This window comes from Burkholderia sp. AU16482, from assembly GCF_002223285.1.
Classification (GTDB): Bacteria; Pseudomonadota; Gammaproteobacteria; order Burkholderiales; family Burkholderiaceae; genus Burkholderia; species Burkholderia semiarida.
The window spans coordinates 696,287-711,552 of sequence record NZ_NKEY01000006.1 but is presented as its reverse complement, the minus strand read 5'-3'; the positions used below and the strand labels follow the sequence as shown (position 1 = coordinate 711,552).

Here is a 15,266-nt window from a genome sequence, read left to right as displayed (position 1 = left end):
ATGTTCAAGACCATGAAACTGCCCGGCATCGGCGAGGCCGGCATCGCCGTCCTGCTGATCGCGATCGTCTCGCTGATGATCCTGCCGCTGCCTCCCGCGATCATCGACGGGCTGCTCGCGATCAACATCACGATCAGCATCACGCTGCTCATGGTGACGATGTATGTGGGCCATATCGCCACGCTCTCGGCGTTCCCGTCCGTGCTGCTCTTCACGACGCTTTTCCGGCTCTCGCTGAACATCGCGTCGACGAAGTCGATCCTGCTGCATGCCGATGCCGGCGAAATCATCGAAAGCTTCGGCCAGCTCGTCGTGGGCGGCAATCTCGTCGTCGGCCTCGTCGTGTTCGTCATCATCTCCGTCGTGCAGTTCATCGTGATCGCCAAGGGCTCGGAGCGCGTCGCCGAAGTGGGGGCCCGCTTCACGCTCGACGCGCTGCCCGGCAAACAGATGAGCATCGACGCCGACCTGCGCGCGAACATCCTCACGCCGGACGAGGCGCGCAGGAAACGCGCAAGGCTCGCCATCGAAAGTCAATTGCATGGCGGCATGGACGGCGCGATGAAGTTCGTGAAAGGCGATGCGATCGCCGGCCTCATGATCACGATGATCAACATCGTCGCGGGCATCGCCGTGGGCGTCGCCTATCACGGCATGTCGGCCGGCGAGGCGGCCAACCGCTTCTCGGTCCTGTCGATCGGCGATGCCATGGTCTCGCAGATTCCCTCGCTGCTGATCTCGGTGGCCGCGGGCGTCATGATCACGCGCGTGGACGAAGGCGGCGACCATGGAAATTCCTCCCTCGGCGAAGACATCAGGCGCCAGTTCACGAGCAGCGCGCGCGCGCTGTTCTTCGCCGCGCTGTTGCTGCTCGGCTTCGCCGCCGTGCCCGGTTTTCCGGCGGCGCTCTTCGCGCTGCTCGCCGGGCTGCTCGGCTTCGTCGGCTACCGTCTGCAGAAAAAGCAGGATGGTCCGGCCAAAGGCGCCGGCAAGCCCGTCGGGGCACTGCAGCGCGCCGGCGCCAAGGGCGACGCGCCCTCGATCCTGCCACGCCCGCCGCAGTTCACCTGCCCGCTCGGCGTGCGCCTCGCAGCCGATGTCAGCGCGCGTCTCGCGGCCGATGCCCTCGACCGCGCGTTCGACGCCCAGCGCCATGCGCTGCAATCGGCAGTCGGCCTGCCGTTCCCCGGCATCATGATGTGGACCGACGGCACGCTGCCCGAAGACAGTTACGAGGTACTCCTCTTCGACGTGCCGCAAGGGCGCACGACGCTCGCCGAAACGCGCGCGGTACACGCGGCGGCCGACGGCGGCGCCGCGGACGCGCCTGCCGCCGCGGCGACACCGGAAGCATTGATTGCGCGCCACACGATCGACCTGCTGCGGCGCAACGCCCATCTCTTTCTCGGCATTCAGGAAGCACAGTGGATGCTCGACCAGCTCAACGAGGACTACCCGGGCCTCGTCGCGGAGGTACAAAAGGCACTGCCGCTGCAGAAGATGGCGGACGTGCTGCGCCGGCTGCTGGAGGAAGAGGTGCCGGTGCGCAATATCCGCAGCATTACCGAAAGCCTGATCGTCTGGGGACCGAAGGAGAAGGACATGCTGATGTTGACCGAATACATCCGCATGGAGCTCGGCCGGCTCATCGCCTATCGCGCGACGGGTGGCGTGCGGGATCTGCCCGTCGTACTCGTCGACGTTCAGGTCGAGCAGCACATCCGGCAGTCGATCAAACAGACCCCCACGGGCAACTTCCTCGCGCTGCCGCCCGACGAAATCGCCCAGCTCGTCGGCAAGATCGCCGACATCGTCGGCGATACGCCGCGGCAGCCGCTGGCGCTCGTCGCGTCGATGGATATCCGGCGCTACATCAAGCGCATGATCGAGGCGCGGCTGCCCTGGCTGCCCGTGTATTCGTACCAGGAGCTCGGCTCGCACGTCGATCTCCAGCCCGTCGGCCGCCTGGCGATGTGATCGAGCGAGCCGCGCCATGCATTCCTCCGCCCCTCATCGCGCCCGCGTCATCGCAGCGCCGGCCACGCACACCGACCCCGCACCCGAGATGCCGGCCGCGCAGTTGAGCCGCCAGGCCGCCCTTTTTCAGCGCCTGCGCGAAGGCGTGCGCGCCGGCGCGTCGGAAACGCCCGGCGGCGAGCAGCCATGCGCCGCGCCGGCCGAGCCTCCATTCGGCGAGCAAGCCGATCCGCGCTATCCGGTCGCCGGGTTCGCCGCGGACGAACATCGCGACGATGCCGGCAGCGGCGAGCGCGACGACGACGCGCCGGCCGGCTCCGGCGACGAACGCGACGACGCTGCCGCGCATGCTCGATCGGCAGCGCCGATTCATCCGCCCATGCATTCGACGATGCGCCTGCCGGGGCATTCGGCCATGCATGGGTTCATGCACGTGCCGGCATATTCGACGATGCCCGCACCGATGCCGATGCCGATGCCGGCGCGCCGCGCGGCGCCGCTTTCACCGCAGCGGCCGCCCAACGCACCGCCCCCGACGGCCGCGCCGGACATGCCGCACATGCCGCGCGTACACGCCGCGCGCGAGCCGCAGCGCCCCACAGCGGGCGGCCCGCACGTCGTGGCCGCCGTGCGGGCACCGGCGCGCACGGGCCAGGACATGAACCGGTTCGTCGATTCGATCGTCGCCGAGGTGTCGGACTTCTGCGCGAATCCGATCGTATTCGAAAGCGGCGACTGGCAGATCACGATTCCCATCGATCCGGCGCTGCTGCCTGGCTGCACGTTGAGCCTCGCGCTTTCGCATTTCCAATTGACGCTTCGCTTCGACACCACGGACGCACGCTCGCGCGAACTAATCTCACAGCATGCGGCGACGTTGCGCACGAGCCTCGAGGAAGTGATGCAAAACCGCTTCGACGGCGCGCGCAGCGTCGAGATCATCGTCACGTAAAACCAATATGGACACCACACGAACGCTATTGACAGACCACGCCGAGGCAGGCGCCCAAGCGCCGGCGGCGGCCGTCTTGCTCGATCCCGCGCGGCTGCCCGCGCTTGCGGCCGCCACCGCGCGCCTGCATCGGCTCGCCGTCGACGAGCGCCTGAGCGCACTGCTCGCTCACACGCTCGGCGTCTCGGCCTTCGGCGTCGGCACGCACGATTTCGTGGAGCCGGAGCGCGCCGCCGTCGTGCGCGTGCGCTGGGGCATGGAGACGGCCGCGGTGCGCATCGACGTCGGACAGCACGCGGGGCTCGCGAGCGTCGTCGCGTCGGACGAGCCCGTGAACGAGCGCTTGCGCCATGCCGTGTGCGCCATCCTGCTCGATCCGCTGCGGTGTGCGCTGCAAGCGCTCGGCTTCGACGGCGTGGAAATCGTCTCGCTCGAGCGGGCCGCGCGTGCGCCGTTGAACGCGCCCTGCTGCGCGCTCTCGCTGCGCGTGGGCGATACCCGCTTCGATGCGGTGATCGAACACATCGACGGCGGCTGGCTCGACGCGCTCGAAACGCTCGTGGCCCGGCAATGCACGCCGTTCGCCACGCACGTAAGCGAGATCGCCGTACCGGGCCGGCTGCGGATCGGCGAGAAAACGATGAGCGTGACGACGCTCGATTCGCTGCGCGCGGGGGACGTCATCTTGCGCGCCGTACCCGAAGCCACCCGCGCGCTCTTCGCGAGCGAGCGTTCATCCGCCCCGATGCAAGTCGTCTGGGGCCGCTACGGGACGCGGCAACTGCGCGCCGTGGCAGACGTCACCCACCATCTGATGACCTTGAGCGAGGACCCCACCATGAGCCATGAGACGCAGTTCAACGCGCCGCTTACCGATTCGATCGACACGCCCGTCGACATCAGCCAGCTGGACCTGCCGCTGAAGCTCGAGATCGACACGGTGTCGATGCCGGTCGCGCAGCTCTCGGCGCTGCGCGCGGGCTACGTGCTCGAGCTTCCCACCGCGCTGCCCGATGCGCGCGTGCGGCTCGTCACCTACGGGCAGACGATCGGCTTCGGCGAACTCGTGAGCGTCGGCGATCATCTCGGCGTGCGTCTCGTTCAGCTGTCGCGCGGCCATGGTTCAGTTTAGCGATCTCACCGGGCTGCTGATCACCGTCGTCGCGATCAGCCTGATCCCGTTCGTCGCCATGGTCGCGACCTCGTACGCGAAGATCGTGGTCGTGCTCGGGCTGTTGCGCAACGCGCTCGGCGTGCAGCAGGTGCCGCCGAACATGGTGCTCAACGGCATCGCGGTCCTCGTGTCCGCCTACGTAATGGCGCCGATCGGCATGCAGGCCATGCAAACCATGCAGACGATGCACCGTACCCCCGGCAGCGACACGTCGCTCGTCGTGCTCGATGCGTTCGATGCGGCAAAGGAGCCGTTTCGCGCCTTTCTGAAGAAGCACGCGCACGAGCGCGAAAAGCGGTTCTTCGTGCGCTCGGCAGCCGTGGTCTGGCCGAAGGACATGGCGGCGAAGATCCGCGAGGACGACCTCATCGTCCTCGCCCCGGCCTTCACGCTGACCGAGATGGCCGACGCCTTCAAGATCGGCTTCCTGCTGTACATCGCATTCATCGTCGTCGATCTCGTCATCGCCAACGTACTGATGGCGATGGGCCTGAATCAGGTCCAGCCGACGAACGTCGCGATTCCGTTCAAGCTGCTCCTGTTCGTCGTCATGAGCGGCTGGTCCACATTGATTCACGGTCTCGTCATGACCTATCGCTGAGGCACTCGCCATGGAAACCGATACGCTCGTTCGCATCACCTCGCAGGGCCTGCTGCTCTGCCTGTCCGTCTCGATGCCGGTGGTGGCCGTCGCCGCCCTCTCCGGCCTCGCGATTTCGTTCGTGCAGGCCATCACGTCGATGCAGGATCAAAGCATCTCGTACGCGGTGAAGCTCGTGGCCGTCGTGGCAACCGTGCTCATGTTCGGCGCCTGGGGCGCCGCCGCGATCCTGCGCTTCGCCAATCAGATCATCACGCTCGCGGTGCCGTCGTGAATTCGCCGATCCGCAACAACCACGGCCACCACGCCGCCGATCTCGCGCAGCAGGCGCAGGCCGGCGCCGAGCACATGGGGCAGATGACCCAGGCGCGCGGCTTCACGGGCGTGAAGGTGCAGCACACGAAGATGCAGCGCGCGCGCATGCAGCACAACAAGATGCTCGCCGCCGCTTTCTACCGCGGCAAGCGTTTTGCCGAAGGCTTGCACAAGCCGCCGCCCCCTTCCGCGCAAAAGCTGATGCGCCAGCTCGGCCAACGGCCGCGGCCGGCGGGCTCGGCGAAGGCGCAGGGCAAAGAGGCATCGGCTCACGAACGGCCGGACGATCAGCACGCGCTCGAGCCCCGGCACGAGCACGAACACCCGCACGAGCGCGAACGCAAGCACGAGCAGGGGCAGCAGCAAAAGCACGGACAGCAGCAAAAACGCGAGCGCGATCAGCAACACGGCGACGGGCAGCAACAGCATCGCAACGGCCATGGGCACGATCGCGGCTCGAATCCGCAAGGCGAGGAGCATGGGCAGCCGCAGCAGAGTGGGCCGCGCGACGGGCAGCCTCGGCGCGACGGCCGTCAGTCCGGCGAAGGCCGCGACAAACCGCGCAAGTTCGCGATCGGCAAGGCGGGCCGGGCCAAGGCCGCCGCGCGCAGCCAGCCGCTCGCGGCCACGATGCAACTGCTCGCGACGCAAAAGCTCGGTGCGCCGGACTTGCCGGCCGAACTCGCGGCGGCGTGCGCGAAGGAGGTGCTGCGGCTTGCCGCGCAGATCGAGCTGGGCCCCTTGCTGGCCGTGCCGATGCTGCTCGCGATGCGCTCGCCGATGGCGCTCCGGCGCAATGCCGCCCGGCTTCACGCGCACCGCGACGCTGCACTGATGCAAGGCGCGGCGGCCCCGGGCAAGGCCGCCGCGGTGGCGGGGCTTCTCGGCGTCTCGCTCGACAACACGCTCGCGCGCCAGCGCGCGGGCATCGAATACACGTACGACGATCAATCGATCGCGGCAGTGAAGCAACGCATTCTCGACACGCAAGCCGCGCTGCCGGCCCGCGGGGCGCCCGCCGGTGCCGCCGTCACGGGCGGCGCGACGGGCGGCGCGATCGGCGGTCAAACCGGCGCCGCGCGGCAAGGAGCGGCCAAGGCCGCGGCCGGCGCTTCGGATAAGACGTTCGAAGTTCGCATGGCGCCGGCTGCGACAGCGGCAAAACCCTAAACTGATTCTGACGGTCGAGGCCCGGCAGCCCGATGCGCGAAGCAGCGCAACGCCGGAGCGGCGACCCGCAACAGCAACCGCATGACCCACGTCGGATACACGGATACCACGATCATGAAAGCGCTTCGAGTACTGACCGGCACCCACGCCGGAGCCCAGGTCCGGCTCACGAGCGGCGCCTACCGGATCGGCGCCACCGAGCACGCCGATGTCTGCATCAGCGACTGGACGGTCGAGGACATCGAGCTTTGCGTGGGCGAGGACGGTGTGGCGCGGATCCGCTCGGCGAACGGCGATGAGGTGCTCGTGGCGGACTTCGTGGCCGTGCCGTTCGGCGACGTCGTGCTTTGCGTGGGCCCCGATGGCGAAGCCTGGCCGCGCGATCTCGATTTGCTGGCGGGCCTCTGGAAGACGGCCGAGCCGCCTGCCGCCGACACCGCGGCGCAGGCCGACGCGGATAGCGGCGCGCCGGATCGGGACCCGGCCCATGCGGACGAACCCGGCGCCGGCCATGCGCCGGCCGCTTCGCCGAAGGTGCCCTGGCGCACGGCGGTGCTGGCGCTCGCCTGCACCGCCGCGATCGGCGGCATCGCCGTGGCCGGTGTGATGTTCGCGGGCACGCAGTCGAGCGAGGCGGCGAGCGTGAGGTTCGACGCCGACGCGCTCGCACGGCAGTTGCAGGAGGCCCTGCACCGCGAAGGCCTCGGCGATCTGCAGGCCATGGCACGCAAGGACAGTGTGGCGGTGCGCGGCATCGTGACGAGCAGCGACGAAAGCGCGAAGGCGCAGCGGATCATGGACAGCCTCGCGCGCGGCAAGGTGCGGCGCGAATACGACGTCGCGCAGCAGGATGTGGACAACATCCAGCAGTCGCTCGCCGGCACGGGCGCGGCAGTGAATTACCAGGGCCACGGCATCTTCCGCGTGAGCGGCAGCGTGCAGTCGATGACGACCTTCCGCACGCTGATCGCAGGTATCAGGGCCGACCTCGGCGACAACGTCAAGCGCGTCGACGTGGATGTCAAGGAAGCGCAGGCGCTCGCGCCCGATGTCGAGTACACGGCCGTGATCGCCACGGGCGGGCTGCGTTACATCGAGACGCCCGACGGCACGAAGCATCTGTTCGCGAGCAGCAAGGACGAAGCAAACAATTGACCTCGACCACCAAAGGAACCGACATGTACGACGCATTGCTTCCCATCGCGCAGGATCTGAACGCGCTGGACGCCACGCTCTCGGCGCCCGACGGCGCGCAACGGGTCGCGCGCATCGCGGCGGCCTTCGACGAAACCGCGCGCCGGATCAGTACGGCCACGCAGTCCGCGGCCGACGAGCGCGAGCGGCTCGATCTGCAAAAGCTTTATCGCGGGATGATCGCGGCGCGCCGCATCGTGCTCACGCTGCAGGAGCGCCACAGCGCCCGCGGCGCGGCGCTTTGACCGCATCCGCGGCGATACGCAAGACGGTTGAACAGTTTGCAGTTGCAGCATCCGGCTGCGCGTCAGCCGGCCCGGACCGGCGGCCATCACGGCCAAGGGTCTTTTACCGAAGCATCACGCGTCAACCCACAGCAGTGCTTTTTCCATCACTTTCTTGATAAGGGGAATACATCATGTCTTCATCGATCGGAAGCTCGGGCGTCTCGCAAGCCGGTTCGCAAAACGCCGACATGGTCGGCCAGATGCAGGCCATGGCCAACCAGAACAACGCGATGACGATGGCCGCGATGCAGATCAACATGCAGCAGCAGGAAACGTCGGCGCTCGCCTCCGTGGGCAACAACGGCGCGAAGAACATCGCCGACGCCGCGAAGGGCCAGTAAGCCACTCGCCTTGCCGCAGTCCGTTCGCGCGAGGGGCACGAAAGCGGAAAGCCCTGCTTTCCGGCTACGTGCCCCCGCGTTTTTGCAGCCGGGCCGCCCTATTTTCGCCGGAGATTGCCGCCCATGAGCAGGGAACGTTTCGTCGAGTTGATTCACGAGGTTTGCGCGGTGGTCGGACTGCCCGACGCCGAGTATGTCGTCGAGACGCAAACGCTCGAGATCGAAGGGTTCGACGTCCATCTCAATCACCACGAGACCGACCCGGATTCGGTCTATGTCAGCTTTCATTACGGCGCCGTCACGCCCGGCCGGTCGCTCGTCGTTTTCCGGCTGATGCTCGAGGCCAACCTGCTCATCTACGCGCAGGACCAGGCGCAACTGTGCCTCGAATCCGATACGGGCAACGTCGTGCTGCTCGTCCATCTGCCGATGGGCCCGACGATCACCGGCGATTATCTCGCCGATCTCTTCTCGCACTACGCCGAACACGGCCGCTACTGGCAAAACAACATCCTCGAATCGCCCGACGAAATGTTCGAGGGCATCGCGTCGGGCAATTTCATGTGGCTGCGGGCGTAACCCCGGCGAGCGCCAGCGCGCCTCGGGCAACGGGCGCATCCGCGCGCGCATCGATGCCTGACTGACCAGCCGTCGCATCCGTTCGGACACGGCACGTGGCCTCACCCTCCCGCCATCGCCGGCGCTCATCCGAGCGGCGGCTATGCTGCCACGCGCGGTATCAGCAAGACGAGGCGGCGGCGCACACCACCCTCTCCCGCACTGCCCGAATCGGTATCGTCCGCGCGACGCGCGACGTCGCCCGTGTACGGCGCCGGTCCCTCGATGACGAGGCACTCGCCCGGCGCCACGCTTTCGTCGACGGCCCGATAGCGGCGTGCATCGCCGCGGCGCCCCAGTTCCACGCGCAAGCCGATACGCGGCATCGACGCGGCGCCTTCGACCGTCGGTGCAATCGAGAGCCAGAGATCGCGGGCGCCGTCATCGGGCAGGTCATCCTCATCGCGGCGCGCGAGACGTGCCTCGTGGCGATCGATGACGGCCGGCGAGCGGTCGTGCGTGAGCGCCGTTTGCGACACCTCGATTTCGGCGCGGCCGCTCCCGGCCAATGCCTTGAGCTGCGCGAGCAGCGCGCGGCCGCCGTCGGGCGCGATACCGGCATCGCAGTGCTCGCGCGCGGCCGCCGTCGCCTCCTGCGCACCTGCCCCGCCGGCCATGGCCGGCGGCAGCGCGGGCCGCAACGCGTCGAGCGCGTCGCCATCGACGTCCACCACCCACGTCTGGACCGATACGAGCTGCGCACGCACGTCCAGGCTCGCGACGAGCGCGCCGTCGGCGTCGATGCGCTCGGCCCGATCGCGTATCAGGATCGAATTCGTGGTCGCATCCGCTTCGATCGCCGGCAGCGCCGCATCGAACTCGACGATCCGCGGTGCATCGGAAACGGCGGGCCCGCTCGCGACGGCCGGGCGCTCGAAACGGCGCCGCAAGAGCGTGGCCACACCGGGCACGACGAGCGTGCGGCCATCGACCACGCGCGTTTCGTCGGCGGCATTCGCGGCACTCAGGCGAAACACCCGCACCGATAAACGCACGCGCTTTCGCGCGTCGCGCTCGAAGCGCTCGGCTGCGGCACGAATACGCTCCACGTAGGTCGCCGGCCCGCGCACGTTCACGGTTTGCGCGCCGGCATCCACCGCCAACGGGAAGTGCGTATCGGCAAGACCCGCCTGCTCGAGCGACGCACGCAGCGCATTCGCGGAAAGGAAGTGAGGCCGGATGGCGACATGCGCCTGCTCGTTCGCGGGCGACACGTGCAGGACCGCGCCGTCGTAGTACCAGACGAATCCGTACGAACGGCTCATGACGTCGAGAAAACGCTGCGGCGGCATCGCGAAACGGCCGCTCACGACGCCGTCCACTTGACCGTCGATGCGCAGGGCAACGTGCTGCCCCGCCGCGAACGCATTCAGGACCTCCGCGAGGCCCGCGCCGTTCGTCACGTAGACGAAGCGTGCGCCGGGGCCGCCGGCCCACGCCATGCTCGCCGCCTGCGCGTGCACGGCGGCCGCGCAGACGAAGGCCGCGACGGCGCCGCGTGCGAGCGCCCGCATGCGGGCCGCGCTCATGCGGCGCCTTCCGGGGACGCACCGGCGCCCGACGCACCGGCGCCCGACTGATCCACATCCGGCTTGAGGGTCAGGCGGTAACCCGTCGCATAGACCGATTGCACGGTCCAGCCGACGCCGGCCGCCTTCAGGCTCGCACGCAGGCGGCTCACGTACATGTCGACGGAGCGGCTTTGCACGGCCGCATCCCAGCCCCAGACCACGCTCATCAGATCCTGCCTCAGCACGACGGCGCCCGTGTGCCGGGCGAGATGCCAGAGAATGTCGAACTCCTTGGTGCCGAGCTTGTGCGCCACGCCCGCCACCACGAGCGAGCGCGCCTGCTGATCGAGCGCGCATTCGCCGTCGACGAACATCTTGCGGCCCTGCACGTTCATCGGCGCGAAGCGCCGCAGCAGCGCGCGCATGCGCGCAAGCAGCACCTGCCTGTCGTAGGGTTTCACGAGATAGTCGTCGGCACCTGCATCCAGTATGCGCACGATGTCGGACTCCGCCGAGTGCACGGTCTGAAAAATCACGGGCATGATCGATTGCGAACGGCTGCGGATCTTTTGCAGCAGCTTGTCGCCGGAAACACCCGGCAGGTCCCAGTCGAGAATCGCGAGATCGGCCCACTGCTCCGACAGAAACTGCTGCGCGTCGAGCCCGCTGTGAAAAGCGTCGATGTGGTAGCCCTCGCTCTTGAGCCAGGAATGGACGAGCGCGTGATGCGCGACGTCGTCCTCGACGAACAGAATGCGTACGGGTTTGCCTGCAAGCGATTTCATATCGACCTTTGGTTCCGACGGCCGCGCGGGAGCCGGCGCCCGGTCCGCGCGACGCGTGCCAAACGAATACGGGCCGCGCTCCGGCGCCTCACTCGCCGCGCGCCGCGCGCAACGCGCGGTCGGCATCGACGAGCGATGTCGCGTGCGGCTTCGCGGCGACAGGATTCAGGCACGGCAGACGCAGCACGAACATGGTACCGCCTTGCCCGTTGAGCTCCGCGTAAAGTGCGCCGCCGTGCATGCCGACGATCTGCACGGCGAGCTTGAGCCCGAGGCCGAAGCCCGTTGCCGTCCGCTTGCCGAGCTTCTCGAAGTCGGCCAGCCGATCGCCCTCGACGAGACCCGGCAGCCCGCCCGCGCGATCGTCGACGACCACCTCGGCGAAACCGTCGGCCTGCCGGATCGACACGGTCACCGCCTCGCCGCGCGGCGACGCGCGAACGGCATTGTCGATGACGTTCTGGACGGCGCGGGCCACGAAGTTGCGCATGCCGCTCACCCAGAGCGGTGCGCTGTCGGGCAGCCACAAGTGTAGCGCGACGCCGCAATAGACGGCGGTGACCTCCAGCTGCGAGATGATCTGGCGCAGCGTCGCGCGCAGATCGAACCGTTTGAAGTCGCGCGCCTGCAAATGCTCGGTCACCGACGAGAAGATGAACTGCTCGCCGAGCGAGAGCACGTACTGCGCGAGCGAGGTGATCTGCTGCATGCCGCCGCAGCGCTCGAACGCCTCGGGGTCGCTCGCGTCGAGCTGCGTGAGCGCGCTGATCGAATTGAGCGGCGAGCGCAGATCGTGCAGCAAGAAGCGCAGCGACATGGCCCGCTCGTCGAGCGAGCGCGCGAACGGCGTCACGTCGGTCACGGCGATGACGGATTCGCCCGCCCCCGCACCGCCGCACGCACCAGCGGGGCCCGCCTGAATCCAGAAGGTCGAATCGTCCACGCGCACCTCGCGGCCCGCTTCGAGATCGCGCAGCCGCGGCACGTCCGTCATCTCGAAGCGCTCGCTCAGCGCCACGCTGAAATCGACGCCCGCGGGCAACGCCATCGCCAGCATCTCGAGCGCGCGTGCGTTCGCGTGAACGACCGCGCCCGCCCGATCGAGCACGATCACCCCGCACGGCAGCCCGCGCAGCGTGCCGCGCACGCGGCGCGCCTCGTCGTCGGACAGGCGGCGATCGGCGGCGCCGTCGGCGCATCCCTCGGCGGGCAAGCCCGAGGGGGCGGGCCGCGGCTCGGACGGCTTGCGGGGCTGCCCGCCGGGCAGCGAATGCGGCTGAGTATCGGATTCGTTCACATGGCCTCCTGCATTCCCCGGTGCGGGCGGTTGCGGTGAATCACGGCGAGATGACGCGCGGCGACAGCAGGAAGAGCCGCTCCATGTGGCTCTTCTGGCGGCTGTCGGTTCGGAAGAGCGCGCCGATCAACGGAATCTTCGAGAGTCCGGGCACCCCGGTCACGCCCATCGTCGCGCTGTCCGCGCGATAGCCGGCGATGAGCAGCGCCTGCCCCTCCTCGATGAACGCCTGCGTGTTGATCGTGCTGTTCTGGATCACCGGCAGGTTGCTGACCGTCCGGTCGGTGAGCTGGCCGTCCTGAATCGCCACGTCGAGCTTGATGCGCGTGCGCCCGTCCTCCTCCACGACCATCGGCAGCACGCGCAGCGAGATGCCCGTCGACACGCTGTAGAGGTCGCCCGACGTGTATCCCGACACCGGCACGAAAAACTGCGTCTGGTTGTCCATCACGGCCTCGATGTTGTTGAGCGTGACGACCTTCGGGCTCGCGTCGATCTTGGCGGCGTTCGTCTGCTGCAGCGCCGAGATGCGCGCCATCAGATAGCGGCCGGCGTCGCCGAGCACGGCGGCCACCGATGCGCCCACGGGCGTCGCCGCCGCGAGCAAGTTGCCCGGCAGCGCCGTCTGGCCGAAGTTCTGCGAGAGCGTGCCGTTGTAGGTGCTCTGTGCGAGCGTGCCGGTGCCGGTCTGCACGTCGACGTGGCTGTTGTGCGCGGTCCAGTCGACGCCGAGCTGATGCAGCGCGTCGTCGTCGATCTCGATGATGTGCGCCTCGATCTCGATCAGTTGCGGTTTGACGTCGAGGCGATCGATCAGCTTGCCGTACTGATCCATCCGGTCGGCCGTATCGCGAATCACGACGGAGTTCGTGCGCTGGTCCGCGACGATGACGGGCAGTTGATCGTCGCTCGCCGGCGCCGTGCTCGTGTTCTGCGGCGGCGGCGGCTCGCCCACCGCCGCGGCCACGGCTGGCGAAGGCTGCCCGGTGAGCCCGGCGAACATGCCCTTGCCGGCCGCGCCCGACGGCACCGGCGGCGGAATGTACGGGCCGTTGTAGGCATTGCCGTTCACGTCGTTGATCGGCGTGGTGCGCTTCACGCCGCTCGCCGGGCGGCCGCCCTCGCCGTCGCCGCGCTTGTCGGCGGCCTTGGCCGTGCGCGGGTGGTAGATGCCGTTGAGCACGGCCACCACGCCCTGCAGCGTGACCTGCTGGCCATCGATGGGCACCGTGCGGTCGTGCGCCCATGCGTGATAGAGCGGAAAGACGCGTACCTGCGTGCCGCTTCGATGCGCGGCGTTGTTGTCGAGCCGCGACGCCACGTTCGTCACCATCTGCACGTAGCGAGGCGGCCCGCTCACGAGCGCCGTGCCCTGCGCGCTGTCGTAGACGATCGGAAAGCGCTCGTCGGAGATGCGCAGCCGGTCGAGCGCCTCGCGCAGCGCGCCCGTATCGGCCGAATCGAGCTTCACGAGCGTGCTCTGCAGTTCGGCGGCCGTCGTGATGTCGAGCACTTCGCCGTCGTAGTACCACACGAAGCCGAACGACGCCGCGAGCGTATCGAGAAAGCGCCGCGGCGGCAGATGGAACTTGCCGCTCACGGTGCCGCCCACATCGGCGGCGATGCGCGTGGGGACGCCCTGGCTCGCGCCGAAGTCGCGCAGCACATCCTTGATGTCCTTGCCCTGCGCTTCGTAATCGACGATCGACGACTTCCAGCGCACGGCCGCCGCCTCGGCAACGGGGGCCGTCGCCCCGAATGCGAGCGCGGCGGCGAGGGCCACGGTGCCCAGTCGGCAAGCCCAGTTCATGACGCGCCGCCCGCGATGAAACGTACGCGGCGCCGCCCGATGCTTCGCCGACACATAGACAAAGTTTTCATGTAAGTTCCGACTATCTTTCATAGGAAGGGCACTGACGATGAACGCTCCGAGTCACGAACGTCGCGACCTGACGCGCGAGATTCTCGAATTGATCGACCTGCGGCAGACTTTCACCGATATTCACATCGAGCAGGACCGGCCGATCATGATCAAGGCGCCGCGCGGCTGGCTCGCCGTCGGCGAGGAGCCCGTGCTCCACGACGAAATGCTGCCCACGCTGGCCGCGATCGAACCGGACTGGGAGGCGCAGCTTCAGCACGGCGCGATCGATCGCCCGTTCGTGCTCACGCGCTGCCGCCTTCGCTGCAACATCTACCGCACCAATGGCGGCCGCAAGCTCGTCATCTCGATCCGGCGCCTGCCGCTGCAGCCGCTCGCGCTCGACAAGCTCGGCCTGCCCGCCTACGTGCGCTCGATGATCGACAGCGCCAAGGGGCTGATCCTCGTGACGGGCCCGACCGGCTCGGGAAAGACGACGACGATCGCGTCGCTGCTCGAGCACATCAACCGCACGCGCAACAGCCACATCGTCACGATCGAAGAGCCGATCGAATACGAACTCGAGGGCCGCACGTCGATCGTGTCGCAGCGGCAAGTGCCCACCGACACGCCGAGCTTCTCGGCCGGCCTGCGCGAGGCGCTGCGGCAAAAGCCCGACGTCATCATGGTGGGCGAGGTGCGCGACCCCGAGACGGCGGAGACGGCGCTGCAGGCCGGCGAGTCGGGCCACCTCGTGCTCGCGACGATGCACACGGGCAGCGCGATCGGCACGCTCACGCGGCTGCTGTCGTTCTTTCCGGCCGAGCAGCGCGAGCGCTATGCGGCCGCGCTCGCGAACTGCCTGATCGGCGTGATCTGCCAGTGCCTCGTGCCGACGGAGGATGGCGAGAACCTCGTGCTCGCGAGCGAACTGCTCTTCAACAACAATCAGCAGATCAGCGGCCTGCTGACCGATCCGGGCAAGCTGCCCTACCTTGCCGAATTCATGAAGCGCAAGGAAGACAACATGTCGCGCATGCTCAACGATCACCTCTTCAGCCTCGTATCGAAGCGGCAATGCCTGCCGCGCGACGTGCTGCGCGCGACCTACAACCGGCTCGAGCTGCACGAAATGCTGCAGACGCTCGCGCCGCACTGAGCCCGCGCGAAGGCCGCGCCGGCG

The 15,266-nt window shown here is 68.2% G+C and carries 16 protein-coding genes; 11 read left to right on the top strand and 5 right to left on the bottom strand.

The window, feature by feature from the left end; translation table 11 throughout:
• From CFB35_RS20565 to sctS, 5 genes are read left to right on the top strand one after another with little or no spacing between them, the layout of a single operon-like run.
• Complete coding sequence (locus CFB35_RS20565; protein ID WP_059583109.1) at positions 1-1,977, top strand: FHIPEP family type III secretion protein; 1,977 nt, start codon at positions 1-3, stop codon at positions 1,975-1,977.
• Between the two features lie 16 nt (positions 1,978-1,993).
• Positions 1,994-2,929, top strand: coding sequence for a type III secretion system protein SctP (gene sctP, locus CFB35_RS20560; protein ID WP_089465503.1), 936 nt, complete (start codon positions 1,994-1,996; stop codon positions 2,927-2,929).
• A gap of 28 nt (positions 2,930-2,957) precedes the next feature.
• Positions 2,958-4,061 carry a type III secretion system cytoplasmic ring protein SctQ gene (gene sctQ, locus CFB35_RS20555; RefSeq protein WP_256940194.1) on the top strand — a complete coding sequence of 368 codons (1,104 nt, stop codon included), beginning with the start codon at positions 2,958-2,960 and terminating at the stop codon, positions 4,059-4,061.
• Positions 4,048-4,704: a type III secretion system export apparatus subunit SctR gene (gene sctR, locus CFB35_RS20550; RefSeq protein WP_059582633.1), complete on the top strand. Its 657-nt coding sequence runs from the start codon at positions 4,048-4,050 to the stop codon at positions 4,702-4,704. Before sctQ ends, sctR begins: the two co-directional genes overlap by 14 nt.
• Positions 4,705-4,714: 10 nt before the next feature.
• On the top strand, positions 4,715-4,978 hold the full coding sequence (sctS, locus tag CFB35_RS20545) for a type III secretion system export apparatus subunit SctS (RefSeq protein ID WP_059582636.1): 264 nt from the start codon (positions 4,715-4,717) through the stop codon (positions 4,976-4,978).
• On the opposite strand, the gene CFB35_RS35410 is transcribed toward sctS, so the two are convergent.
• Positions 4,948-5,190 carry a hypothetical protein gene (locus tag CFB35_RS35410; RefSeq protein ID WP_256940192.1) on the bottom strand — a complete coding sequence of 81 codons (243 nt, stop codon included), beginning with the start codon at positions 5,188-5,190 and terminating at the stop codon, positions 4,948-4,950. The genes sctS and CFB35_RS35410 overlap by 31 nt on opposite strands.
• A gap of 30 nt (positions 5,191-5,220) precedes the next feature.
• Between CFB35_RS35410 and CFB35_RS20540 the strand changes: the two genes are divergently transcribed.
• The 5 genes from CFB35_RS20540 to CFB35_RS20520 all read left to right on the top strand — a co-directional run bounded on the left by CFB35_RS20540 (position 5,221) and on the right by CFB35_RS20520 (position 8,590).
• Positions 5,221-6,189 carry a helicase gene (locus CFB35_RS20540; RefSeq protein ID WP_256940190.1) on the top strand — a complete coding sequence of 323 codons (969 nt, stop codon included), beginning with the start codon at positions 5,221-5,223 and terminating at the stop codon, positions 6,187-6,189.
• 114 nt (positions 6,190-6,303) lie between these two features.
• Positions 6,304-7,344, top strand: a complete 1,041-nt coding sequence (hrpD5, locus tag CFB35_RS20535) for an HrpD5 family protein (RefSeq protein WP_179231770.1) — start codon at positions 6,304-6,306, stop codon at positions 7,342-7,344.
• Between the two features lie 23 nt (positions 7,345-7,367).
• Positions 7,368-7,628 (top strand): hypothetical protein, encoded by a 261-nt coding sequence (locus tag CFB35_RS20530; protein ID WP_011660757.1) that lies wholly within the window; start codon positions 7,368-7,370, stop codon positions 7,626-7,628.
• Positions 7,629-7,801: 173 nt separating this feature from the next.
• Positions 7,802-8,011: a hypothetical protein gene (locus tag CFB35_RS20525; RefSeq protein WP_006765597.1), complete on the top strand. Its 210-nt coding sequence runs from the start codon at positions 7,802-7,804 to the stop codon at positions 8,009-8,011.
• A gap of 123 nt (positions 8,012-8,134) precedes the next feature.
• On the top strand, positions 8,135-8,590 hold the full coding sequence (locus tag CFB35_RS20520; RefSeq protein WP_059582641.1) for a molecular chaperone Tir: 456 nt from the start codon (positions 8,135-8,137) through the stop codon (positions 8,588-8,590).
• 140 nt (positions 8,591-8,730) lie between these two features.
• Here CFB35_RS20520 and CFB35_RS20515 read toward each other — a convergent pair whose 3' ends face one another.
• From CFB35_RS20515 to sctC, 4 genes are all read right to left on the bottom strand, one after another.
• Positions 8,731-10,158 carry a secretin N-terminal domain-containing protein gene (locus CFB35_RS20515; protein ID WP_089465499.1) on the bottom strand — a complete coding sequence of 476 codons (1,428 nt, stop codon included), beginning with the start codon at positions 10,156-10,158 and terminating at the stop codon, positions 8,731-8,733.
• Positions 10,155-10,925 (bottom strand): response regulator transcription factor, encoded by a 771-nt coding sequence (locus CFB35_RS20510; protein WP_060967707.1) that lies wholly within the window; start codon positions 10,923-10,925, stop codon positions 10,155-10,157. Before CFB35_RS20510 ends, CFB35_RS20515 begins: the two co-directional genes overlap by 4 nt.
• A gap of 88 nt (positions 10,926-11,013) precedes the next feature.
• On the bottom strand, positions 11,014-12,222 hold the full coding sequence (locus CFB35_RS20505) for a sensor histidine kinase KdpD (RefSeq protein ID WP_089465498.1): 1,209 nt from the start codon (positions 12,220-12,222) through the stop codon (positions 11,014-11,016).
• A gap of 40 nt (positions 12,223-12,262) precedes the next feature.
• Positions 12,263-14,032: a type III secretion system outer membrane ring subunit SctC gene (gene sctC / locus CFB35_RS20500; protein ID WP_059583120.1), complete on the bottom strand. Its 1,770-nt coding sequence runs from the start codon at positions 14,030-14,032 to the stop codon at positions 12,263-12,265.
• Between the two features lie 103 nt (positions 14,033-14,135).
• On the opposite strand from sctC, the gene CFB35_RS20495 reads away from it, so the two are divergent.
• Positions 14,136-15,242, top strand: coding sequence for a type IV pilus twitching motility protein PilT (locus tag CFB35_RS20495; RefSeq protein WP_373453020.1), 1,107 nt, complete (start codon positions 14,136-14,138; stop codon positions 15,240-15,242).
• Positions 15,243-15,266 lie beyond the last annotated feature (24 nt).